Origin of the sequence: Bacillus cereus group sp. MYBK139-1 (assembly GCF_051916915.1) — a bacterium.
GTDB lineage: Bacteria > Bacillota > Bacilli > Bacillales > Bacillaceae_G > Bacillus_A > Bacillus_A pacificus.
On sequence record NZ_JBQAHO010000002.1, the window covers coordinates 197,001 to 219,117 of the forward strand.

A 22,117-nucleotide genomic window follows, 5' to 3' on the forward strand; every position below is an offset into this window, starting at 1 on the left:
TGTTAATCCCATCCTTTCCACGATTCATTATGAAATTTATAATTCCTATCAACATATTCTATAGAAATTTGCGTGAGAAATAAAGGGGAAATGGGAATGAAAGTAAATTCTGAAAAATGTATCCGTTTTAATTTTTACTTGTAGCGTCCAGTAGGGATTGCAGCAGTTGCTGCGTTTTTAATCCTTCTAATCCATCTACAACAGGCTTTGTATCTCCTTGTACACATGCAATAAAATGATGAACAGCATCTTCAAAACCACGTTGTTTTAACGTCGTATCCCATGATGGGGAACCAATTTGAGAAACTGCATTTTCTTGCTCAACTTCAAATGTGTTCATGTTTTTTACGCGAATGATTTTTCCTGTTGTGACAAGTTCAATTTGTTCTAAATTTGTACCGGCATGGCGGTGCATTGCGGTAGAAAGTAACATTCCATTTGCAGTTGTATATGTATGATGTCCGTAAAGAAGTTCATTCTTTTCATTGATTTGCATCATATTATGAACGACGTTAAGCTCATCGTTAGCTAACCAGCGAGCGGTATCTACAATATGTAAGTAATCATCTAACATCGTAAAGTCGTACGTATAGGGCCCAACTTTATTTGTACGATGCTTTTCAATTCGAATCCATGAGATATTATGAGCTTGCTCTTTTGCCGCAACATACATAGGAACGAAGCGGCGATTAAATCCAACCATTAACTTTCGGTTATACTTTTCGCTCAACTCAACTAGTTTCTCAGCTTGTTCTACTGTAGCAGCTAGCGGCTTATCAACATAAACATCGATTCCTTTTTTCAGAAGTTCAGAAACGATTTCATAATGGGATGCAGTTGAACTATGAACGAAGATTGCATTGCATTCTGAAGCTAACGTTTCAATAGAATGGAAGTCTTGTATGCGGTATTGCTGGCAAACTTGTTTCCTTTTCTCTGCATTAGGTGTAAAAGCCCCTACAAAATTCCAATCTGTTTCTTTTGTAAGTGTTGGAAGATAGGCTTTTTGTGCGATACTTCCAAGTCCAATCATCCCAATTTTCGGTTTGTTCATATGTATTCCCACCCTATTCATATTAATATAACGGGTTAAATGTAGCATAGAGCGGGGGAGGAAGGCAAAAATTAGCTTTTTACTTATGTCCTTCTAGCAAAATCTTTTCTATCTCTTTAAAGTTATGAGCATGTTGCAATGGAGGGAACATGATTACGGTTGTCCACATTTGTAACTGTAAGTAAAAGGATATATAAGGTAATTTATGTTAAAATATAAAGAGGGATAAAACATCTCTGCTAATACGCACGATGGTTTGAAGGGGAGTGCAACATTTTGGGGGCTGAATTAAAGGATAATAAATCAAACAAGGTCTTAAGGATTGGAACTAATATTATAATTATTTTATTAATTATTGGTGCAATACAAATGTTTTATGATGACGATTATACGAATGATCATTTCGGCTGGTTATTTTTGGTGTTAGGTTGGATAGTTAGAAGCATTTTTAATATTACGATAGGTTTGAAAGAAGGAGATAAAAAGTCAGTGTTGCTTGATGTAGGTTTGGTGCTCTTTTCCTTTTATCTTTTATTTTTATATAGTACGAAATATTTCGTTTGAAAAGAAAGCTCATAGTCTTATAGAGGCTGCGAGCTTTCTCTAATAATAACGGTACTAGTGTAACGATTTATAAAATTTTTGAGTAGTAGAAATAAATTGAGCAGCTTCTTCTAAAAAAGGATAATGATTACTCTCTTCAAATATCACAAAAATAGAATTGCGTATGCCCTCATGCATCTCGATAGAATACTGAATCGGGCACTGCACATCGTGTCTTCCACATATAATAAGAGTCTTTGTTTTCATAGAAGGTAAATGTTCTCGTAAATTAAATGTTGGATATTCGTGAGAAAAAGCATTCATTCGGCTAGCAGACATTGTTTTTTGGATTGGCTTATCAAAATAAGAGTTGTAGTTTTCCGGTTTATATAAAGATAATTTTGTTCGTTTAGTAGATAATTCTTTCCGCTCTTCACTTGTAAGGTGAGGGCTTTTTAAGCTTTTGATGAGTTGTTGCATATAATGAAATTGTGGATGTTCTGGATGATAAATGCAAAAAGGTGTTTCGGTGTAGTTGCTTGCTGCCGCTCCAACGAGTACTAACGATTGTAAGGATTTTGGATAGGTAATTGCATATAAAAGTCCAAGCATACCACCTGTTGAATGACCAGCGAAATGCCATATTGGAAGTTGTAAAGCTTCTCGTATTGCTTCTAAGTCGTGAGCCGTTTCAATCATACGTAATTCTTTTTCTGAATTGGCTTTTGCGGAGTTACCAGCATCTCGTAAATTAATGAGCAATACACGATGTGTAGAAGTGAAAACATCCGCAAAGTAATCACCAGTTTCATTAAATTGTGAATAGTGATGTGTAATGCAAAGCGGTTCGCCACTGCCTTTAGTAAAAAGCTCGAATGTGCCGCGTTTCGTGTAGATCATTTGTTGTGTCCACATAATATCACGACCTTTCCTTATAAAGTCCGTTAGTACATAAAAATATATCAGCGATTTTCCAAATATATCGACCGCAACTCAAAATATATCAGCGATTATCAAGATATATCGACTTACCGACAGAAACCGACAATAAATAAAAGGAGGCTATTCAAAAACGAGCCTCCTTTTCCTTTAGTACAAAGATTTTGTCATATTATTCCGAATAATTTCAAGAGCTTTCGCTACAGTTAATGCGTTCTTTTCTTCAATTTCTGGTTTACGGGGGATAGGTTTATACATGTTGTCTGGATCTTCCCATGTGAGGGGAAGTTCTGTTTCTGCTTGTCCTTTCCAAGCGTCAATCCATTCTGGAGGGAGATAACCTGAGATGTTTTGGATGTTGTTCATTTCGAGCCAAATGAGTGCCCACGCTCTTGGGACGACGCGCCAATGGTCATAGCCACCACCGCCGACAGCAATCCAACGACCTTCGCAATATTCGTTAGCGATTTCGCGAGCGAGCTTCGGTATTTCACGGTAAATATTCATCGTTGCGCAAAGGTGTGTAAGTGGATCGTAGTAATGTGCGTCAGCGCCATTTTGCGTTAAAATAATATCCGGTTTAAAGTATGCGGCCACTTCTTTTACGACAGTTCGATAGGAATCTAAGAAAGATTCGTCTTCTGTAAAAGCATCGAGTGGAACGTTAAAAGAATAACTATAACCATTACCTTGTCCGCGTTCATTTACAGCACCAGTTCCAGGGAATAAATATCGACCAGTTTCATGTAGTGAAATGGTGCATACGTTGGGATCGTCATAAAAAGACCACTGTACACCATCACCGTGATGAGCATCTGTATCAATATATAAAATGCGTAAACCGTATTTCTTTTGAATATATTTCATTGCGATGGAGCTATCGTTATAAATACAAAATCCAGATGCTTTGCCGCGGAAGCCATGATGTAAGCCGCCTCCTAAGTTAAGCGCGTGTTTTACTTTCCCGGAAAGAACAGCATCGACAGCTGTTAACGTACCACCAACGAGTAATGCGCTTGCTTCGTGCATATTTGGAAACATCGGTGTATCTTCTGTTCCGAGTCCATATGTCATCGCAATTGATTTTTCTAACTTACCTTCTCCAGCACGTTTTACCGCATTTATGTACTCTTCTGTATGAACGTAGGCGATCTCTTCATCTGTAGCCATCCTTGGTGAGATGATTTGAGAAGGAGAGATGAAACCGCCCTTTTGTAATAAGTCATACGTAAGTGTGACGCGCAGTTGGTTAAAAGGATGATCAGGGCTAAATGAATAGCCCCGAAAGTCATCCGAATAAATAAACGCGCTACTCATGCTTGCATCCCCATAATGTTCGGCCATAATACGCGGTAGCCTTCTGCTTCAAGTGCATCAATCACTTTTAGCGGATTCATCGTTTGAATGCGGAAAACGAGTACTTTATCATTCTCATCTTTTGCTGGGTAGACGAGAACGCTCACGATATTGATTTGTAAATCGCTAAAAATAGCAACGACTTTTCCAAGAATACCAGGTTCATTTTTTACTTGAATTTCAATTTGTGAACTCGGTTGATGTGCCCCTGTTAATTTCACTAACGTATGCAGTACAGTTGATTCAGAAATGATTCCAACTAACTTTCCAGCCTTTGTAACAGGAAGACAGCCAATTTTATTTTCAAAAAATAAAGTAGCAATTTCCTCAACGAAATCGAGAGGATGGCAAGTCATAACAGGATGTTTCATGATCAGTTCAAGCGGTTGCTTCAGCATATCGAGTGAAACTTGTTCATCTAAAATAGACGGACTTGCATCTCTTACATCCCGATCAGAAATAATGCCTACGACATGATTATTTTGATCGACAATTGGAATGTGCCGAATGCCTTTCGTACGTATCGTTCGGATTGCTGTTTCGATTGTATCGTTTGGATGTAATGTCACTACATCTTGATTCATAATTTCTTCTACAATCATTCCAGTTGCCCCCTTTATTAGTACATAAAACGATTGTGAAAACGTAGACGATCAAATGCTTGAATAGAATCCGTATCAACGCGTTTACCGATGCGGACCATTAAACAGTTAGCAGGATGTGAACAAATTTCAGGATCATCTGTAGCCATCCATTGTAACCCGCCAGCATTCATCATCTTTTCCATTACTTTTCGGTACTCCCAAACATTTAAGCCTGTTTGTTTTAAATCCCAGTGCCAATAATATTCAGTCGTCAATATAATGTAATCTTCCATATAATCGTCCATCATGGAAACTTCTAATAAGTTTTTTCCGACAGCGCAACCACGGAAGGCTGGGACAACTTCAATTGCCCCGAGTTCAATTAAGTTTTCCATTTTTCCTTCTGACCATCGTTCAAGTGGATCAGGATACAAGTATGTAACATACCCAACAATCGTTTGGTCATGTCTAGCAATAATGAGACGAGCTTCTGGTAATTTAGAAATTTCGACAATTGCTTTATATTGCTGCTCGGCAGGACGAAACGCAATTAAGTCTGGATGAAACTCATACATTTCTAAGTTATGTGTAGAGACAGGCCCTTCAATAATTAAAGTGCCTTTCGCTGTTTTTAAGTTTCTAGCATTATATATTTTTTTATGAATCAATGTATTGCTCACCACCTTGAGGGTTTGTGAATCTATTCATATCGTACTTTATAATATATGCGATGTGAATCGAAATTTGTCATTAAAAATTTGTCTAAAAATCAACAAATATACTGAAAATTTTAAATAATGTTATTATAATAGATAATAGAATACATAGGAGGGGGATGTAAAGTATGAAAGTAGAAACGCTTCCTGTCATTAAAGGAGAAAATAATTTGCCGAATTATGATGAGGCATACGCAAATTTTAACTGGGAAGAGGTTAATAAAAACTTTACTTGGAATGAAACAGGCCGAGTAAATATGGCGTATGAGGCAATTGATAAGCATGCGAAATCCGATCGAAAGAATAAAGTAGCCCTTTATTATCAAGATGGATCGCGAAAAGAGAAGTATACATTTAAGGAAATGAAGGATTTTTCTAATAAAGCAGGAAACGTCCTGAAAAATTATGGCGATGTAGAAAAAGGCGATCGCGTTTTTATTTTTATGCCGCGTTCCCCAGAGTTATATTTCGCCCTTCTTGGTGCAGTGAAATTAGGGGCAATTGTTGGTCCGTTATTTGAAGCATTTATGGAAGGCGCAGTTCGCGATCGTTTAGAAGATAGCGAAGCAAAAGTGTTAATTACAACGCCTGAATTGTTAGAGCGTGTACCATTAAATGATTTACCAGCTTTAAAAACAGTTTTCCTTGTTGGAGATCATGTAGAAGAAGGCGGTAAAACAGTAGCATTCAATCCTTTATTCGAACAAGCTTCAAAAGAATTACATATTGAATGGTTAGGCCGTGAAGACGGTTTGATTCTACATTATACGTCTGGTTCTACTGGTAAGCCAAAAGGTGTGCTTCATGCGCAGAACGCAATGGTTCAGCACTATCAAACGGCAAAATGGGTATTAGATTTAAAAGAAGACGATGTATATTGGTGCACAGCTGACCCAGGCTGGGTAACTGGTACAGCTTACGGTATTTTCGCACCGTGGTTAGTCGGAGCATCAAATGTTATTTTAGGCGGACGCTTTAGTCCAGAGGCTTGGTATGAAGCACTGCAAGATTACAGTGTAACAGTTTGGTATAGCGCACCAACAGCTTTCCGTATGTTAATGGGTGCTGGACAAGATGCAATTAAAAAATACGATTTATCACAAGTGCGCCACGTATTAAGCGTTGGTGAACCGTTAAATCCAGAAGTAATTCGATGGGGTATGAACGCATTTGGACTTCGTATTCATGATACGTGGTGGATGACAGAAACAGGTGGACAAGTTATTTGTAACTACCCTTGTATGGAAATCCGTCCAGGTTCAATGGGTAAACCAATTCCAGGTGTGAAAGCAGCGATTGTTGATAATGAAGGAAATGAAGTGCCTCCATACACAATGGGTAACTTAGCAATTAGCAAAGGTTGGCCAGCGATGATGCGCGGAATTTGGAATAACAAGCAAAAGTATGAGTCTTACTTCATGCCAGGCGATTGGTACGTATCAGGTGACTCTGCATACATGGATGAGGATGGATACTTCTGGTTCCAAGGGCGTATTGACGATGTAATTATGACGTCAGGTGAGCGCGTTGGACCATTTGAAGTAGAAAGCAAATTAATCGAGCATGCTGCTGTTGCAGAAGCTGGTGTAATTGGTATTCCTGATCCGGTGCGCGGCGAAATCATTAAAGCATTTATCGCACTTCGTGCAGGATACGAACCATCTGAAGAATTAAAAGAAGAAATTCGTCAATTTGTAAAGAAAGGTCTAGCAGCTCATGCAGCGCCAAGACAAATTGAATTTAGAGATAAATTACCGAAAACGAGAAGCGGTAAAATTATGCGCCGCGTATTAAAAGCGTGGGAGTTAAACTTACCAACAGGTGACTTATCAACGATGGAAGATTAAGAGAGAAAGGTCTGAACGAAATAATGTTCAGGCCTTTCTTTTTTATTCTCTCTTTAACCTACATAGAAATTAAAGAGGGAATAAAATGAAAACAGAAAAAGAAAAAATGATACTAGGAGAAATATATATACCGACTGATCCAGTTGTATGAAAAGATGTGCCAGATCATGTAGTAGTTGGCGGAAATCCTGCAAAGATTATAAAAAAATAAAATATTATTTGAACGAAGTGCCTTCCTCGTCTGTATACATTTATGAAAGAATAGATGAGGGAGGCTTTTTTATGTCTAATAAATTACTTCTTACTTTTGCTTTAATTGGAGTTATAGTCGTATTTTCTTGTGGTTTGCTATTACCGATGCCAATCGGATTTAAAGTATCAATGATTACAGCTGGAGTTATGATGATTGTTATATTTTCAATCATTATTCCATTTGATAGAAAACATATAGTAAGAAAAAATGGATATAAAATTGATTTTACAAAAACAAAAGTATATTTTCGCTGGAATGTATTTGATACGATTTCGGCTTGCCTGGCAGTGTATGCATGTATATGTGTGCAAGCATTAAATATTTTAGTTTCAACTGGCGAGACAATTCAAAACCCGTATGTTCAATTTTTTACGAATCAATCACAAGTATGGATTATTGTCGCAAGTTGCTATTTAATTTCCCGTATTTCATTAACGTTAAAAGGAATAAAGGAGATCAAAAATCATGGCGCAGATTGGGATTGAGGAGGAACTTATGCTTGCGTATCAAAGTGGAGATAAGCAGGCTGGGGAAAAACTATACGTTTTAATCAAACCAGCGCTATATACATTTTTGTATCGTTTTAACCGAGATGAACAATTAAGTATCGACCTTGTGCAAGATACGTTTTTGACGCTAGAGCGTAAGAAACATATGTATGAACCTGAAAAGGGAAAAATAAAAACGTATTTATTTCAAATTGGTTATCGTCTTATGATTAATAAATTAAATAGGAGAAAAAAGTGGCGTACGCTTTTGCCATTTTTAGTGCCGATTCCGGAAAAAGAATTTTCTCACGAAGATCGGCTCACAGTAAGAGAAGCAATTTTGAAAGTTCCAGAAGAGCAAAGAGCAGTCCTAATCCTTTCTTATTATCATGACATGCAGCAAAAAGAAATTGCAGAGGTATTAGATATTCCAGTTGGAACGGTGAAGTCGAGACTTCATAACGGGATAAAGAAATTGAAACAATTGCTGGAGGTGGACGAAATTGAGCGAAAATCCCTTTAAGAGTGAATATAAATTAAAACAGCATTTAGATAGTGACCATGTAGAAGTACCGGACTTTCCAAAAACGGTAAGTCGATTCGATCGATTAATCGGGTTTCTTGGTTCCCCGGCGAAAGATCCTGTGGAGGCTACGATTGGGAATGATTTATCAATTGTATTTCATGTATCGTTATTAGTTGGGGTTCCAATTCTTTCTCTTATTACGATACTCTTTATGGCGTTATAAAGGATTGGCAAGGAGGGAAAACTGACCTCTATTTGACACGCCTATATAAATGATGGTATAAAGAAAAGTATATGAATAATTGAGCGTGGAAAGGGAGAAGTAGTGATCATTTCCCTGTTTTAGAGAGCTGATGGCCGGTGAAAATCAGCACATAGATGATCGCGAATTACGCCCCTAGAGCATCTTTTTTCGATTGAATTGTATTCAAAAGGGAAGAGACGGTGCTAAGCCGTTATGTAAATAAGGTGGTAGGCTTTTTTTGGTCTGCAACTAGGGTGGTAACGCGATAATCAAAATCGTCCCTTATTTGAAGGGGCGATTTTTTTATGTTTTTAACCTTCACGCCAGTAATGAACTTAAAGGAGAGTATGTAGGATATGGGTATTTTACAAGATCTTGAATTTCGCGGTCTAATTAATCAGCAAACAGACGCTGAGGGCCTTGAGCAATTATTAGAAAAAGAAAGCGTTAAATTATACTGTGGTTTCGACCCGACAGCGGATAGCTTACACATCGGTCATATGTTACCAGTATTAATGTTACGTCGTTTCCAATTAGCTGGTCACCAACCAATCGCACTTGTTGGCGGTGGTACTGGTATGATCGGTGACCCAAGTGGTAAAAAAGCAGAGCGTACATTAAATACGAAAGATACAGTTGCTTACTACACAGAAAGCATTAAAAATCAACTTTCAAACTTCTTAGAGTTCGAAAACGTGGACAACCCAGCAACAATGGCTAACAACTATGACTGGCTTGGTAACTTAGATGTCATTTCATTCTTACGCGATATCGGTAAAAACTTCGGTTTAAACTATATGTTAGCAAAAGATACAGTAGCATCTCGTTTAGAAACTGGTATTTCATTTACTGAGTTTAGTTACATGATTTTACAATCATACGACTTCTTAAACTTATACCAACACCATAATTGCCGCCTACAAATCGGTGGTAGTGATCAATGGGGTAACATTACAGCTGGTCTTGAATTAATCCGTAAATCAGAAGAAGATGCGAAAGCATTCGGTTTAACAATTCCACTTGTTACAAAATCTGACGGTACGAAGTTTGGTAAAACAGAAGGCGGCGCAATTTGGTTAGACCCAGAGAAAACAACTCCTTACGAGTTCTACCAATTCTGGATTAACACAGATGACCGTGATGTTGTTAAATATTTAAAATACTTTACATTCTTATCTCATGAAGAAATTCTTGAGCTTGAGAAACAAGTAGCTGAAGCACCAGAAAAACGTGCAGCACAAAAAGCATTAGGTGCAGAAATGACAAAACTTGTTCACGGCGAAGAAGCATTAGAACAAGCGATTAAAATTTCAGCTGCATTATTCAGCGGTTCTGTAGCAGAACTAACTGCAAGCGAAATCGAGCAAGGATTCAAAGACGTACCATCTGTAGAACGTACTGCAGAAGATACAGTATTAATCGACTTACTTGTAGAAAGCAAAATCTCTCCATCAAAACGTCAAGCACGTGAAGATGTAACGAACGGCGCAATCTACGTAAACGGTGAGCGTACACAAGCATTAGACTACGTTGTAACAGAAAACGACCGCATCGAAGGTAAATTCACAATCATTCGCCGCGGTAAAAAGAAATATTTCTTAATTCGTTACTAATCCGAAACGAATATAAACAAATAATACCCCGAATTATAGGCTGAAAAGTTTATGATTCGGGGTTTTTTATGTATGGATTTAAATCGCCGGATCTTTTCTTTTAAATAGAATATAAAGAACTAATATGAGCATATAAAGTAAACTAACTAACATAACGATAAATGCTGTTGGATAAAATTTTGCTGCATATATAAAGAAATCAATTTGATAAATATCTTCGTAATTAGAAACGGTGCCTTTGAAGTAATTCGTAAACTTAGCGCTATATTTCCATTCATCAGGATCATCTATTAAATTACTTCCCTGATACCAATTAATAAGCGCGGAAGTAATAAACAACATACATGCACTACCCAATTGAACCATTTGGTTTATTGTCAAAAGAGTCCACCTCCTATTTAATGGTTATTATAGCGTGCATTCATAGTTCTGTAACCTTTTTGTTGTAATCTCCTTTTCGAGTTCATACGGAAATCACATGTAAGCGGTATGATAAATGTATAACAACTAGAAAGGAGTGGTAAAACAAAATGTCACTAGAAGCGCTCATTATTTTTTCTTTGCTAAACGCGGGTCAGCTTGCAGAGAATTCGAAGGTGGATGTACATAAAGAGCAGAAAGATGCTTATGTATATGTTCAGAAAGAGGAAAATAAATAATTTTATTTTATATATAAACGACAAAAGAGGGTATCCCAAAAGGTCTTTAAAAATGGCCCTTTGGAGATATCTTCTTTTGTTATTCATTCAGCTTTGGTATACAAATCCAATACCACCTCTCAAATCCCTGCCATTACTGCATTTATTGCTAATATCATGAAGGAGGGAGAATAAGGTGGGATTCAAATGCCAAATTGGTTAATCGTACAGTTAGCTATTGGGCTTTTATGGTTTATCACTTGGTCAATAATTGGTATTTTTAGATCTCGAAAAGTAAGTTTTTTATTTGATAAAAAGGATGCTTTCAAGCTTGTATATTATATTTGCTTACCCATTAGTTATTTTGTTACTGTAATTTTAATTGAGATAATATCTTTATTGAAAAAAGGATGGGATACTTTTAGTTTTGCTCAATTAGTAATCCCTTGTATTTTTATTATTAATGCTTTTCTCAGTATTAATGTATTATCAAATACAAAAGAAAAATGAAAAAAATATTGAACAAAACATTTATCATAAGAGACAAGAATGCTTGGAATGGTTTAGAAACTTTTCATTTGTGGATGAAAAAAAAGTCCAAATCCAAATCTATGATATAAAAAACTCTATTGCTGGTAAGGCTATAATCAGCAATGTGACAGATGAAGAAGCTATGGAGTTAAAAGCATCCAAAGATTCATTTCCTGAAAATATTTCATTGCTAATTTTAAAAAAAAAAGTTAGTGGATATCAATTAAATTAAAGTTAATTAAATAGTTTTAGATAAGTATCAAGAGAATAAAATTGTAATCGGGATTAAAGAAATTAGGATATAAAATTGAGGTAAATTCAAACTTATAGAATTATTTTAGTTGAAAAAACAGCCTTTTTAAGAGTTCATCTTGAGAAGGCTGTTTTTTCTATTCTTAATTAATTTATGAAGGTTAGTTTTTGAAACTTTCTATAAATTGTAAAACATCATAAAGGCGATACATCTTAACTTCAGGACGTTTTTCCCTCATTTCAGCAGTTCCTAATTTTGATTCATCAATCTTAAAAATGAAAGATTTGGCTCTTTTTGCTTGTGAGGCATAAATGCGTCCCCCATGTTCTTTCACAAAAGATTCAACTTCTTTTACTTTCTTTTCTAATTCTTCGAAAGGATCCTCAACCTTAAAATCAAATACTTCTAAAATTGCATTTTGGCTCACTCCTCGATGAATAAAATGAGTGGCTAATAAGTCTTCAAGTGTTACTTTATCATACTGGGGTAAATTCATTGTTTCTTTTTTTGGTAATGAATCCACAATGAGTGATTCTGCTATTTGATAAACCGCACTTTTCCAATTCCTTTTAGATAAATCTACGTTTCGGTATAATTCCTCTTCCGAATAACCGAGTCTTTTTTCAACTAACCAATAAATGTTTGGTATACTAAATGGAGTTATACGGTTTATTAATGTATTCCCCTCAAAAAAGCGCTGTATGGCTAATTCACTTTCTTTGTCTAAAGATTCTTCTTCAGACAAGTTGCTATACACTATTCTGGTATCAATAGATAGTTTTTCTTGTATAGTTTTGAATAGCTCATCTCTACTTTTATCTTTATATCTTCCTGATCGCCCTTTACCGACATAAAATACTTCATTTGTATTTGTAACGAACCATTCATAAACATAATAATCACAGTGTTCTTCTCCAGTTGGTGAGATTCCACCCATTGTTGATGTAATTGTTAATGTAGATTCTATATTATTTGGTGTATCGTCTAAGAGTTTTGATGGTTTCTTTGCACCATTTGTTCTAAATAGAAACTTAAAGAGACTCATATTAATCCTCCAATTATATGTACTAGTAAATGTTTTCTTTCCCATTGTACTAATAAGTATAGTTATTTCATACATAAAGACATTACTAAAGTAGAGTTTGTCCATCAAATATTTTTAAGATATCTCAAAGTAAACGTTCCTATATTTAAAATGAAAGGCTAGTTCCTCTTATGGAATGTAATAAATAAACTGTATTGGATAATCCATCAGGGGAAGACAAAAAGTTAAAAGCGGAGTATTTTTACAAAAGAGCATCTCTAATGGATGCTCTTTTGGTCAGTTACATTTTGGATGAAGAGGTTTTTCTTGTTTTGATCTTTGAGTATTTTAAATACACTTTAGATGAAAAATCACATACATAAAAAGGTCCTTCTTCTTCTTTGTACTTTTCGTGGAATACACTTCTTTTATCATCGATAATAAAATTATGTATTAATTGTAATTCTTTTATTTTTTCTTCGCTTAAGCTTTCTACAAGATATTGTGTTTGATGTCTATCTCTCAATTGTTGATTTAAATATTTATAAAAGAAGCTCATAAATAATGGGATACAGAGGAAGATTAATACCAAAGTATTCTTTGAAGTTTGAAAGAGATTAATATCAATTTTGATATTGAAAAGGACCCAATAAATGAACATGAAATTAATCATATTAAATAGGCCAACATATCTAGTGATTCTACAAAATAGACTATTTCTATTAGTTTTAATAAAGGGAAGGGTGGTTGCTATTATTAAAAGTATTAAAAATATCAAAGAAAATAAGAGTGCACTTACTTGATATAATTTTTTAAAAATGAAAGAATAGTCAATTGGTACACTTACACTAGGTATAAAAAATTTAAAATAAAGTGCAGGGAGAATAAATACACATATTGCAGCAAGGACTATATCTTGCCAAAACATAAAAATATCCATCTGCTTACGTTTAGTTTTGTCCTTAAATAATTGATCGAATTCATTGGTAGTGGAAGATTCCATGTAAAATGAACCGAATCCTTTTATGATTCCCCACACGCCTACAGCTGCACCTACAATTTTAGCGATATCAGCAATTTCGGTAAATGACATATAACTTATATATCCTCCTTTGAAAGTTTAGGTTTAATATTCCAACTGAACCATTATATCACAATTTAATGGTGTTATTGATGCTCGCTATATATTCATTCTTTATCAAAACGGAATTTGTTCAATAAGTTATTTGCGTAACTTATGAGAGGAAGTTTTTTCTGGAAGATAGGAAGTTGTATACAATACTCACTTACAAAGGGAATAAAAAGAAAAGAGATGGAAACCAATGAATGAAAGAGATGATCTTATGGACAGGAAAGAACGTACTATATACGATAACTCACCAAGTAAAAAGTGAACGCATAGGGGGAATATTTGTTCACTGTTATTTCATTCTTTACGTTAAATATAATTCATAATCCTCATTAATACTGCTTGGATCTCCGAATGTTTCCTCGTATAGATTACACGCTTTTGTAAACCTATTTTTTAATGAAAAGTGGTAACCTTCTTTGGTTATGACTTCTTGTAATACTAAACGCTCGAAGCCTTTTTCTTTTGTGAATGTTTTAAACCATTCAAGAATAATGCTTCCTTTTCCTTGATTACTTGGTGTAATGCTTATAGCAGCAATTGCTAAATATGGTTTTGGAAAAAGCTCACTTCTAAGGCTAATAGTTATTTTAGATTCTTTAGATGAAATATGTAAAGTATATTTAGAAAACCCTTCAAACAATTCTATTTCGTCTTGTATTATTTCTTCTAATAACAATTTTAATGTTTGAAAGTCATGTATATAAAGAGGAATTTTCATGAAGTTTTCTTTCAAAATAAGTAGCTCCTTTTAGTATCTGCTTTTTGATACTTCCCCATCTCTATATACACGCCAGCTTTTTTTTTATTGTGGCCCCAATTACATTCTTTTTTATGCCTTATCTTGCATTGTTAAATAAAATAAAAAAAGCCCAGGCCCCTTGATAAACAAGGTTCCTAAGGCTTTTAATACGACTCTTTTCAGAGTACCGAGATTAACGAGAGTAGAACTCTACGATTAATGCTTCGTTGATTTCAGCTGGTAACTCAGCACGCTCAGCGTGACGAGTGTAAGTAGCTTCTAATTTGTCAGCATCGAAAGTTAAGTATTCTGGTACGAAGTTGTTAACTTCGATCGCTTCTTTAACAACAACAAGGTTGTTAGATTTTTCGCGAACGCTGATAGTTTGACCAGGTTTTACACGGTAAGATGGGATATCTACGCGAGCGCCATCAACCATGATGTGACCGTGGTTTACTAATTGGCGAGCTGCACGACGAGTGCGAGCTAAGCCCATACGGTAAACTAAGTTGTCAAGACGAGCTTCAAGAAGGATCATGAAGTTTTCGCCGTGCTTACCAGGCATTTTACCTGCTTGGTCAAATGTGCGACGGAATTGACGCTCAGTCATGCCGTACATGTGACGAAGTTTTTGTTTCTCTTGTAATTGTAAACCGTATTCTGAAAGTTTCTTACGTTGGTTAGGACCGTGAGGACCTGGTGCGTAAGGGCGTTTTTCTAATTCTTTTCCTGTGCCGCTTAGAGAGATTCCAAGACGACGAGACAGTTTCCAAGCTGGACCTGTATAACGAGCCATAGTTGACTCCTCCTTTAAAATGTTTTTATTTACGTAAAATAAAAACAGACGTAATCGATATTTACGGGCATTTTGTTTTCATGTACCTTCGCTCCAGCAGCAGGGAGTTACGAGATACACCTCCGTAGAGGAACAAAATACAAACGATAAACTCACATTACAAGGCTGCCTTTTTATTTTACACAAACGCTATTATATCTTTTACCCAGAGTTTCGTCAAGCGAGTACGTTTTTGTTTTATGCATATAAATTTTGGAAATGAACAAGAAGGAATTTAAAACGATATAAAAGAAGAGATAGAAACACAAATAAAACGCTTACATAAAATGTAGTAAAAACGTTCATCAAATTTTTGTTGGTGAATATGCGGTAATAAAAACATAAAGGGGATGTTTTTATGAAAAAGAAGCATATGGAGACAGCGTTAATTCATCACGGTTATACATCAGAGGAACATAAAGGAAGTTTGACACCGCCTTTATTTCAAACGTCTACATTTACATTTGAGACTGCGCAGCAAGGAGAAGCGAGTTTTGCGGGAGTGGATCCATCTTATATTTACTCAAGACTTGGAAATCCAACTGTGAAATTATTTGAAGAACGTATGGCGGTGTTAGAAGGAGGAGAAGAAGCGCTTGCTTTCGGATCCGGTATGGCAGCTATTTCCGCAACGTTAATTGGTTTTCTAAAAGCTGGAGATCATATTATTTGTTCAAATGGATTATACGGATGCACGTACGGCTTTTTGGAAGTGTTGGAAGAAAAATTTATGATTATGCATTCGTTTTGTGATATGGAGACAGAGGCTGATATTGAAAATAAAATTCGCCCAAATACAAAGCTTATTTTCGTTGAAACACCGATTAATCCGACAATGAAATTAATTGATTTAAAACAAGTGATTCAGGCTGCGAAGCGAAATGGTTTACTTGTCATTGTTGACAATACGTTTTGTTCACCTTATTTACAAAGACCGCTTGAACTTGGCTGTGACGCCGTTGTTCATAGTGCGACAAAATATATTGGTGGTCACGGTGACGTTGTAGCGGGTGTAACAATTTGTAAAACGAAAGCGTTAGCTGAAAAGATTCGCCCGATGCGAAAAGATATCGGCGGTATTATGGCGCCGTTTGATGCGTGGTTATTGTTACGCGGATTAAAGACACTAGCGGTAAGAATGGACCGCCATTGTGATAATGCAGAAAAAATTGTATCGTTCCTAAAAAATCATGATGCGGTAGAAGGTGTTTGGTACCCAGAAGGAGAGTTAGCATCTCGCCAAATGAAACGTGGGGGTGGCGTTATATCTTTTTCAATTAAAGGCGGGAAAGAAGAGACGCAGGCGTTTATTAATGAGCTTCACTTTATTACAATTGCGGTAAGTTTAGGAGATACAGAAACGTTAATTCAGCATCCGGCAACGATGACGCACGCTGCGATTCCAGCTGAGTTAAGACAAGAAATGGGCATTTATGATAATTTAATACGTTTATCTGTCGGTTTAGAATCGTGGGAGGATATCGTTTCTGATTTAGAGCAAGCGTTAAAGAAAATATCTACTGTTAGTAATCAATAAAAAAGAGCTAGCTATCGGTTTTGTACGTCATGTACTTAATCGATAACTGGCTCTTTTTTGTTACATATGTTTTAGGAGTGTTTCCACAAACTTTTCTAAATAGCGCTGATCTACTTCGTCGAAACGATTTTTTTCAGGACTATCAATATCAAGTACACCAATGACATTCCCATCTTTAATAATCGGTACGACAATTTCTGAATTTGAAGCACTGTCGCAAGCGATATGCCCTGGGAATTGGTGGACGTCTGCTACAAGCTGCGTTGTTTTCGTTTCAGCTGCAACGCCGCAAACGCCTCGTCCAAATGGAATGCGCACGCAAGCAGGCATTCCTTGGAATGGTCCAAGAACAAGCTGATTTCCTTCTGTTACGTAAAAGCCAACCCAATTAACGCGATCCAAAAATTGGTTTAATAATGCGGACGCATTTGATAAGTTTGCGACTACGTTTGATTCACCAGTTAATAATGCATCCAGTTGTTTTATTACTGTCTCATATTGCTGCACGCGAGATCCTGCATAACTTTCTTTAGTAAACATGGAAACAGCTCCTTTTTTATCGAGATGTGTAAAATATTAGCAAAATACGATGTATTTCACATGACTTTGTCGATAGAAAATTAAAGGAATTTGTCTTAAAAGTCAAGAAATTTACACTATAGCTGTTCAGTGAGAGGAAGTGAGCGCATGAAACAGACGAAACAAAAAGTAATCGATGCGGCAATATCGTTGTTTAACACGAAAGGGTATGATGGAACGTCGGTGCGAGACATTGCAAAGCGAGCGGATGTGAATGTAGCGAATATTTCATATTATTTTGCTGGAAAGCAGGGCCTATTAGAGCAGCTTATTACTAATTTTTTAGAAGGGTATATTCATGTGATTGAAACATCCTTTGAACAGAGGGAGTATTTGTCGGCTAAAGATGTAATGGTGCAAATGGTACGAGGGATTTTACGATATCAATTTGATAATAGGGAGCTGACACGTTTCTTTTACCGAGAGCTGTCGCTTGATACGACATTAATTCGCGAAGTGATGACCGTTTATTTTTCTAAAGAAAGATATTATATAGAGCAAGTGATTAGACAAGGACAAATGAAACAAGAGTTTAAGAAGGTATCTTTTACAATGTTTATGACGCAATTAAAAGGCATGATGAATATGCCGTTTTTATATCCGCAATATATATCAGAAGTGCTGCATTCTTTTCCATCTGAGACCTTTTTCTTAGAAATGTACACGAAAGAAATTGAACAATGGATGGAACAAACATTATGTATAACGAATATGTATCAGGAATGGCCAAGAGCTGTTCATATGTGAGAAATCCCCACCTAACGAACTGAGGTGGGGATTTTTGTGCTTTTCTTTCTTTGCCATAAATTGTTGCATAAAAGCGCGATAATTGTTAATGAAGCTCCGGAAATTTCAACCTTGTCGACTATATAACCTCGAAAGATGGAACCGATAAGTGCAAGCACAGGAACTAAATTCATAAATAATATGCCGTTAATAGATGAAATGTAGCGATTTCCTGCGTTCCAGCAAAATACTGCGATAACGCCTGCAATAATTGACATATATAAGAGTTCAAAACGAACGTTCATAATTGTAGATGGTGAAGGTACAGTGACAACGTTTGTATAAGTTAAAAAAGTGACGATAGTGATGAGTGAAATTGAGCCAAATAAACAAGTTAACGTCGTATACCTAAGTGGTGACCAAGATTGAAAACTAGCACCACCGTTTGTATAAATGACCCAGCAAGTAACGCCGCACAGCATAAGTATATTTGTTGAGAGGTGACTGGCAGCTCCAAATAATAAGTGAATATTTCCTTTTGAAATGACAAGCATAACACCGATAAGTGCAACGAACATACAAAGGAAAGTGTAGTTTTGTGGGCGTTTGTTTTTAGTTATCCACTGCAATAATAAAGCGATGAGTGGCATAAGAGACTGAATCATCGCGGCATGGATGGCTCCAGACGGTCCGGCAAGTTGTTGTCCGTAGAAAACGAGAAAACCATATCCTGCGAAACCGACTGTTCCGTAAAAAAGTAACGAAAGTGTTTTCTTTTCTAAGCGGAGTGACTTTGTCCCTTCGGTAAGTAATAACAGAATAAGAAAAATAATAGCTGCTGATCCATAGCGAATCGTTGTGAAGAAGAACGGATCGATAAACTGTAAGGCGTTTGCCATGACAGGAAACATAAATCCCCAAGCCGTTACGGCAAGTAAGCATAGGAGGGATCCGAGTAGCATTTGTTTTTTGTTCAAGAGTATCTTTCCCCTTTACATTTCGTTATAGTAAGTTGATGAAATAAGTATAAAGAGTAATTGTTTATAGAAGGAAATATCGATTTTTTATGACAGTTATAACTTTTTGTTAGAGGTGTGTACGATGGATTTAGAGGCAGTACGATCGTTTATTGAAGTAAAAAATACACGAAGTTTATCAAAGGCGAGTAAAATTTTACATATTTCTCAGCCGGCGCTTAGTAAACAAATTCAAAGGTTAGAGGCGGATTTAGAAGTTACTTTACTGAAGCGTTCCGCGCAAGGAGTGGAGTTAACAGAGGCTGGAGAGTTATTTATAAAAAGAATGTTACCGATTTTGGAACACATACATGAAGTGAAAGCCGAAATGAAGAAATTTCAAGAGAAGAGGAACATTTCAATAGGCATATTGCCAAGTTTAGCAGCACATTACATATCAAAATGTAAAGATACATTAGGTGACGGGTTCGAAATAGAATGGAAAATTGAGCATACGAAAGTACTGATAGGACTTTTTAAAGAACGGAAGATTGAAGCGATGTTCATCGATTCAGTAGTAGAAGGTGCTACGTGTATAAAAGAAATACGAGAAGAAAAAATTGTGTGTGTCGTTTCAAATGATCATCTTTATAAAGAGAAAACAGTAATTCGAATGGAAGATTTGCAAAATGAAAAGTTAATCGTATACCCAGAAATCTGTGATGTTAGAAAAATGATTACGAATCTGTTTCAAGGGATAGGTGCGAAACCGATTATTGCATTTGAAACTTCTTATGCAGAACCGATGCTTGCGATGGTTAGTGCCGGACTTGGCATCACATTACTTCCAGAAATATCAGTAGAGCAAGCGGTAAGGCAAGGAAATGTGCATGCGATTTCTATTGAACCGCCACTTGTACGTAAAATATATTTCGCATCTCATATGGAAGAAGGCCCTTTGCTGCATTCATTTGATGATGAGAGGTAATCCAAACGGAATATTGAGAAAGATTACAATTGCATTGAAAGAAACATGAAATTTTAAAAAAAACTAGGTCAAAAACAAACCATTACATGGTATGATTAGTACATTGTTAGTTGTTAAATATAGGGGAATTCCCTTTTTATACATAATGCCTTCCATTTCATAAACGGAACGGACAAAAAAAGAGATATAACTAGGAGGCTTTTTTGCATGGATTCTATCCTGACGATCGTTATCATTGTAGTAAGCTCTATTCTAGTGCTGCTCATGATAGAGCTTGTGATAAGAAATCGTTCATATAAAGATATTGAAGCACTTGAGCAGTGGAAACAAGAGATAAAAGATAAACCTGTGGCAGATGAACTAAAACGGGTGAAAGATTTAAATATGACGGGTCAAACAGAAGAACTGTTTGGTAAATGGCGTGAAGAATGGGATGAAATTGTATCAACAACCATTCCGAAAGCTGACAAAGATTTAGCGCAAGCGCGAAAATTCGCCTCGCAATTCTCCTTCCGAAAAGCAAAGCATGCGATGAATGAATCCATAAGTGGTTTAGATGACGCTGATAATCGTATTACAGACATTTTAAATGAATTACAGCAATTGTTAGAAAGCCATGAAAAAAATAGCTCGGAAATCGAAGGGTTACGTGATACATATCGTAGTATGAAGAAGAGTGTTCTTGCTCATAGACATATGTATGGAGCAGCAGAGCAGAAAATTGAAGAGATGCTAGACGCTGAATCTGAGAAATTTAAAACCTTTGAAGAAGCAACAAATAATGGTGACTATTTAAAAGCGAGAGAAATTGTTATTAGTTTGGAAGAAGGTTTAGCAGATTTAGAAATCATTATTCACCAAATTCCAGATTTATTGGTAGAGTGTCAAGCGACGTTACCAGTTCAGCTGGAAGATTTATTACACGGACATAATGACATGGTAAGACAAGGTTATGTATTAGAGTATTTGGAAATCCCTAAAGAAGTTCGCGATATGAAGAAACAACTACAAATATGTTTAATGGATATACAGGAGCTTCACATAACGGAAGCGGCTGAAAAAGTAGAAAACTTAAAAACGAGTTTAGATAGCTTCTATGATCAACTAGAACAAGAAGTACATGCGAGACATTATGTGGAGCAAAAAACACTTTCTGTTTATGAAGACTTAGAAGAAATTCGCACTGAAACGATTGAAACAAAAGCAGAAACACAGCTTGTGAAACAAAGCTATCAGTTGCAAGATAAGGACATTGAGTCTCAAAAAGTAATTGAAAAGCAAATGCACATTTTAATGAAACGTTTTGAAATGCTGCAATTACGCGTTGCGGAACAAGATATTGCCTTCTCTATTATTCGTGAGGAACTAGAAGAGATTTATGAGCAATGTGAAACATTAAAAGTACTTCATGCAGAATATAAAGAAATGCTGCAAACGATGCGCAAAGAAGAATTTGAAGCACGTGAGAAGTTACAAGAAATGCGAAATACTATTTTCGAAACGAAACGCTTTATGCAAAAGTCGAATTTGCCAGGGCTTCCAGAGAGCATTATGGAAGATTTAAAAAGAGGACAAATGGCAATGCAAGCTGTATATGAGCAATTAGAAGTGAAGCCGTTAAATATGAATGCTGTAAATAGCAGTTTAGAAGAAGCTTACACAACTGTTAATGGTGTTGCTGAAATGACAGAAGAGTTAATTGGACAAGCGTATTTAGTTGAAAAATTAATTCAATACGGTAATCGTTACCGCAGTCATGATGAAAACCTTGCAGAGAGCTTAAATTATGCGGAGAAATTATTCCGTGAATATCAATACGATGCAGCTTTAGAACAAGCGGCTTCTGTACTAGAGCAACTTGAGCCTGGCGTTGTTCAAAAAATAGCTGAATATGTAGACAATGAACAAACCCTTTCATAAGGGTTTGTTTTTTTGTGTAATTTTGCAGGCGATGTTGCTATAATGAAGAGCGGAATACAGTAAGGTTATTCGTTTTAAAATATAACGGAACCTTTG

25 protein-coding genes and 1 other annotated feature are annotated in these 22,117 nt (G+C 36.1%); of the genes, 13 read left to right on the forward strand and 12 right to left on the reverse strand.

Going from position 1 to position 22,117, the window contains the following annotated elements:
• Positions 1-127 precede the first annotated feature (127 nt).
• On the reverse strand, positions 128-1,054 hold the full coding sequence (locus ACTFRS_RS12115; RefSeq protein ID WP_431084525.1) for a Gfo/Idh/MocA family protein: 927 nt from the start codon (positions 1,052-1,054) through the stop codon (positions 128-130).
• 276 nt (positions 1,055-1,330) lie between these two features.
• On the opposite strand from ACTFRS_RS12115, the gene ACTFRS_RS12120 reads away from it, so the two are divergent.
• Positions 1,331-1,618 carry a hypothetical protein gene (locus tag ACTFRS_RS12120; RefSeq protein ID WP_087954081.1) on the forward strand — a complete coding sequence of 96 codons (288 nt, stop codon included), beginning with the start codon at positions 1,331-1,333 and terminating at the stop codon, positions 1,616-1,618.
• 54 nt (positions 1,619-1,672) lie between these two features.
• On the opposite strand, the gene ACTFRS_RS12125 is transcribed toward ACTFRS_RS12120, so the two are convergent.
• The 4 genes from ACTFRS_RS12125 to acuA form a co-directional block, all read right to left on the reverse strand.
• Complete coding sequence (locus ACTFRS_RS12125; protein WP_440024925.1) at positions 1,673-2,512, reverse strand: alpha/beta fold hydrolase; 840 nt, start codon at positions 2,510-2,512, stop codon at positions 1,673-1,675.
• 174 nt (positions 2,513-2,686) lie between these two features.
• Positions 2,687-3,853, reverse strand: coding sequence for an acetoin utilization protein AcuC (gene acuC, locus ACTFRS_RS12130; RefSeq protein ID WP_440024923.1), 1,167 nt, complete (start codon positions 3,851-3,853; stop codon positions 2,687-2,689).
• On the reverse strand, positions 3,850-4,494 hold the full coding sequence (locus ACTFRS_RS12135) for an acetoin utilization AcuB family protein (RefSeq protein ID WP_000634566.1): 645 nt from the start codon (positions 4,492-4,494) through the stop codon (positions 3,850-3,852). Before ACTFRS_RS12135 ends, acuC begins: the two co-directional genes overlap by 4 nt.
• Before the next feature lie 17 nt (positions 4,495-4,511).
• A complete protein-coding gene (gene acuA, locus ACTFRS_RS12140) occupies positions 4,512-5,144 on the reverse strand; it encodes an acetoin utilization protein acetyltransferase AcuA (RefSeq protein WP_000581384.1) in 633 nt (210 codons plus the stop codon).
• A 176-nt stretch (positions 5,145-5,320) separates the two neighbouring features.
• Between acuA and acsA the strand changes: the two genes are divergently transcribed.
• From acsA to tyrS, 5 genes are all read left to right on the forward strand, one after another.
• Positions 5,321-7,039, forward strand: a complete 1,719-nt coding sequence (gene acsA / locus ACTFRS_RS12145) for an acetate--CoA ligase (protein ID WP_440024921.1) — start codon at positions 5,321-5,323, stop codon at positions 7,037-7,039.
• Between the two features lie 282 nt (positions 7,040-7,321).
• Positions 7,322-7,777 (forward strand): hypothetical protein, encoded by a 456-nt coding sequence (locus tag ACTFRS_RS12150; protein ID WP_000066452.1) that lies wholly within the window; start codon positions 7,322-7,324, stop codon positions 7,775-7,777.
• Complete coding sequence (locus ACTFRS_RS12155; RefSeq protein ID WP_029440135.1) at positions 7,758-8,303, forward strand: RNA polymerase sigma factor; 546 nt, start codon at positions 7,758-7,760, stop codon at positions 8,301-8,303. The genes ACTFRS_RS12150 and ACTFRS_RS12155 overlap by 20 nt, the downstream gene beginning before the upstream one ends.
• The gene (locus ACTFRS_RS12160; protein ID WP_431084522.1) at positions 8,284-8,529 is read left to right on the forward strand and encodes a hypothetical protein; all 246 of its coding nucleotides are present in this window, start codon (positions 8,284-8,286) and stop codon (positions 8,527-8,529) included. The genes ACTFRS_RS12155 and ACTFRS_RS12160 overlap by 20 nt, the downstream gene beginning before the upstream one ends.
• A gap of 77 nt (positions 8,530-8,606) precedes the next feature.
• Positions 8,607-8,836: a binding site (T-box leader), on the forward strand.
• Positions 8,837-8,906: 70 nt separating this feature from the next.
• A complete protein-coding gene (tyrS, locus tag ACTFRS_RS12165; RefSeq protein WP_001994474.1) occupies positions 8,907-10,163 on the forward strand; it encodes a tyrosine--tRNA ligase in 1,257 nt (418 codons plus the stop codon).
• Positions 10,164-10,241: 78 nt separating this feature from the next.
• On the opposite strand, the gene ACTFRS_RS12170 is transcribed toward tyrS, so the two are convergent.
• Complete coding sequence (locus ACTFRS_RS12170; RefSeq protein ID WP_016718675.1) at positions 10,242-10,544, reverse strand: YjdJ family protein; 303 nt, start codon at positions 10,542-10,544, stop codon at positions 10,242-10,244.
• A gap of 149 nt (positions 10,545-10,693) precedes the next feature.
• On the opposite strand from ACTFRS_RS12170, the gene ACTFRS_RS12175 reads away from it, so the two are divergent.
• The 3 genes from ACTFRS_RS12175 (at position 10,694) to ACTFRS_RS12185 (ending at position 11,564) form a co-directional block, all read left to right on the forward strand.
• A complete protein-coding gene (locus ACTFRS_RS12175; RefSeq protein ID WP_000050944.1) occupies positions 10,694-10,822 on the forward strand; it encodes a hypothetical protein in 129 nt (42 codons plus the stop codon).
• A 186-nt stretch (positions 10,823-11,008) separates the two neighbouring features.
• Complete coding sequence (locus ACTFRS_RS12180; RefSeq protein ID WP_440024918.1) at positions 11,009-11,311, forward strand: hypothetical protein; 303 nt, start codon at positions 11,009-11,011, stop codon at positions 11,309-11,311.
• 43 nt (positions 11,312-11,354) lie between these two features.
• Positions 11,355-11,564, forward strand: coding sequence for a hypothetical protein (locus tag ACTFRS_RS12185; protein WP_440024916.1), 210 nt, complete (start codon positions 11,355-11,357; stop codon positions 11,562-11,564).
• Positions 11,565-11,745: 181 nt separating this feature from the next.
• On the opposite strand, the gene ACTFRS_RS12190 is transcribed toward ACTFRS_RS12185, so the two are convergent.
• The 4 genes from ACTFRS_RS12190 to rpsD form a co-directional block, all read right to left on the reverse strand.
• Positions 11,746-12,630, reverse strand: coding sequence for a hypothetical protein (locus ACTFRS_RS12190; RefSeq protein ID WP_431084520.1), 885 nt, complete (start codon positions 12,628-12,630; stop codon positions 11,746-11,748).
• 280 nt (positions 12,631-12,910) lie between these two features.
• The gene (locus ACTFRS_RS12195; protein WP_431084519.1) at positions 12,911-13,702 is read right to left on the reverse strand and encodes a hypothetical protein; all 792 of its coding nucleotides are present in this window, start codon (positions 13,700-13,702) and stop codon (positions 12,911-12,913) included.
• Between the two features lie 340 nt (positions 13,703-14,042).
• Positions 14,043-14,474, reverse strand: a complete 432-nt coding sequence (locus ACTFRS_RS12200) for an N-acetyltransferase (protein ID WP_440024913.1) — start codon at positions 14,472-14,474, stop codon at positions 14,043-14,045.
• Positions 14,475-14,673: 199 nt separating this feature from the next.
• Positions 14,674-15,276, reverse strand: a complete 603-nt coding sequence (gene rpsD, locus ACTFRS_RS12205) for a 30S ribosomal protein S4 (protein WP_000135311.1) — start codon at positions 15,274-15,276, stop codon at positions 14,674-14,676.
• A gap of 397 nt (positions 15,277-15,673) precedes the next feature.
• On the opposite strand from rpsD, the gene megL reads away from it, so the two are divergent.
• Positions 15,674-16,852, forward strand: coding sequence for a methionine gamma-lyase (gene megL, locus ACTFRS_RS12210; RefSeq protein WP_440024912.1), 1,179 nt, complete (start codon positions 15,674-15,676; stop codon positions 16,850-16,852).
• Positions 16,853-16,912: 60 nt separating this feature from the next.
• Here megL and ACTFRS_RS12215 read toward each other — a convergent pair whose 3' ends face one another.
• On the reverse strand, positions 16,913-17,392 hold the full coding sequence (locus ACTFRS_RS12215) for a GAF domain-containing protein (protein WP_000494335.1): 480 nt from the start codon (positions 17,390-17,392) through the stop codon (positions 16,913-16,915).
• 147 nt (positions 17,393-17,539) lie between these two features.
• Here ACTFRS_RS12215 and refZ point away from each other — a divergent pair, with 147 nt between their 5' ends.
• Positions 17,540-18,178: a forespore capture DNA-binding protein RefZ gene (gene refZ / locus ACTFRS_RS12220; RefSeq protein WP_000814933.1), complete on the forward strand. Its 639-nt coding sequence runs from the start codon at positions 17,540-17,542 to the stop codon at positions 18,176-18,178.
• Between the two features lie 11 nt (positions 18,179-18,189).
• On the opposite strand, the gene ACTFRS_RS12225 is transcribed toward refZ, so the two are convergent.
• Positions 18,190-19,134, reverse strand: a complete 945-nt coding sequence (locus tag ACTFRS_RS12225) for a DMT family transporter (protein ID WP_242293726.1) — start codon at positions 19,132-19,134, stop codon at positions 18,190-18,192.
• Between the two features lie 124 nt (positions 19,135-19,258).
• Between ACTFRS_RS12225 and ACTFRS_RS12230 the strand changes: the two genes are divergently transcribed.
• Both ACTFRS_RS12230 and ezrA read left to right on the forward strand, forming a co-directional pair.
• The gene (locus ACTFRS_RS12230; protein WP_139866430.1) at positions 19,259-20,101 is read left to right on the forward strand and encodes a LysR family transcriptional regulator; all 843 of its coding nucleotides are present in this window, start codon (positions 19,259-19,261) and stop codon (positions 20,099-20,101) included.
• Positions 20,102-20,308: 207 nt separating this feature from the next.
• Complete coding sequence (gene ezrA, locus ACTFRS_RS12235; protein ID WP_000377292.1) at positions 20,309-22,021, forward strand: septation ring formation regulator EzrA; 1,713 nt, start codon at positions 20,309-20,311, stop codon at positions 22,019-22,021.
• Positions 22,022-22,117 lie beyond the last annotated feature (96 nt).

What these genes read in the sequence shown, in the direction of transcription:
- ACTFRS_RS12190 (WP_431084520.1), bottom strand. Translation starts at nt 12,630, where the DNA reads ATGAGTCTCTTTAAGTTTCTATTTAGAACAAATGGTGCAAAGAAACCA.
- rpsD (WP_000135311.1), bottom strand. Translation starts at nt 15,276, where the DNA reads ATGGCTCGTTATACAGGTCCAGCTTGGAAACTGTCTCGTCGTCTTGGA.
- ACTFRS_RS12215 (WP_000494335.1), bottom strand. Translation starts at nt 17,392, where the DNA reads ATGTTTACTAAAGAAAGTTATGCAGGATCTCGCGTGCAGCAATATGAG.
- ACTFRS_RS12150 (WP_000066452.1), top strand. Translation starts at nt 7,322, where the DNA reads ATGTCTAATAAATTACTTCTTACTTTTGCTTTAATTGGAGTTATAGTC.
- ACTFRS_RS12230 (WP_139866430.1), top strand. Translation starts at nt 19,259, where the DNA reads ATGGATTTAGAGGCAGTACGATCGTTTATTGAAGTAAAAAATACACGA.
- ACTFRS_RS12115 (WP_431084525.1), bottom strand. Translation starts at nt 1,054, where the DNA reads ATGAACAAACCGAAAATTGGGATGATTGGACTTGGAAGTATCGCACAA.
- ACTFRS_RS12125 (WP_440024925.1), bottom strand. Translation starts at nt 2,512, where the DNA reads ATGTGGACACAACAAATGATCTACACGAAACGCGGCACATTCGAGCTT.
- ACTFRS_RS12155 (WP_029440135.1), top strand. Translation starts at nt 7,758, where the DNA reads ATGGCGCAGATTGGGATTGAGGAGGAACTTATGCTTGCGTATCAAAGT.
- acsA (WP_440024921.1), top strand. Translation starts at nt 5,321, where the DNA reads ATGAAAGTAGAAACGCTTCCTGTCATTAAAGGAGAAAATAATTTGCCG.
- tyrS (WP_001994474.1), top strand. Translation starts at nt 8,907, where the DNA reads ATGGGTATTTTACAAGATCTTGAATTTCGCGGTCTAATTAATCAGCAA.
- ACTFRS_RS12195 (WP_431084519.1), bottom strand. Translation starts at nt 13,702, where the DNA reads ATGTCATTTACCGAAATTGCTGATATCGCTAAAATTGTAGGTGCAGCT.
- acuC (WP_440024923.1), bottom strand. Translation starts at nt 3,853, where the DNA reads ATGAGTAGCGCGTTTATTTATTCGGATGACTTTCGGGGCTATTCATTT.
- ACTFRS_RS12180 (WP_440024918.1), top strand. Translation starts at nt 11,009, where the DNA reads ATGCCAAATTGGTTAATCGTACAGTTAGCTATTGGGCTTTTATGGTTT.
- ACTFRS_RS12135 (WP_000634566.1), bottom strand. Translation starts at nt 4,494, where the DNA reads ATGATTGTAGAAGAAATTATGAATCAAGATGTAGTGACATTACATCCA.
- megL (WP_440024912.1), top strand. Translation starts at nt 15,674, where the DNA reads ATGAAAAAGAAGCATATGGAGACAGCGTTAATTCATCACGGTTATACA.
- refZ (WP_000814933.1), top strand. Translation starts at nt 17,540, where the DNA reads ATGAAACAGACGAAACAAAAAGTAATCGATGCGGCAATATCGTTGTTT.
- ACTFRS_RS12175 (WP_000050944.1), top strand. Translation starts at nt 10,694, where the DNA reads ATGTCACTAGAAGCGCTCATTATTTTTTCTTTGCTAAACGCGGGTCAG.
- ezrA (WP_000377292.1), top strand. Translation starts at nt 20,309, where the DNA reads ATGGATTCTATCCTGACGATCGTTATCATTGTAGTAAGCTCTATTCTA.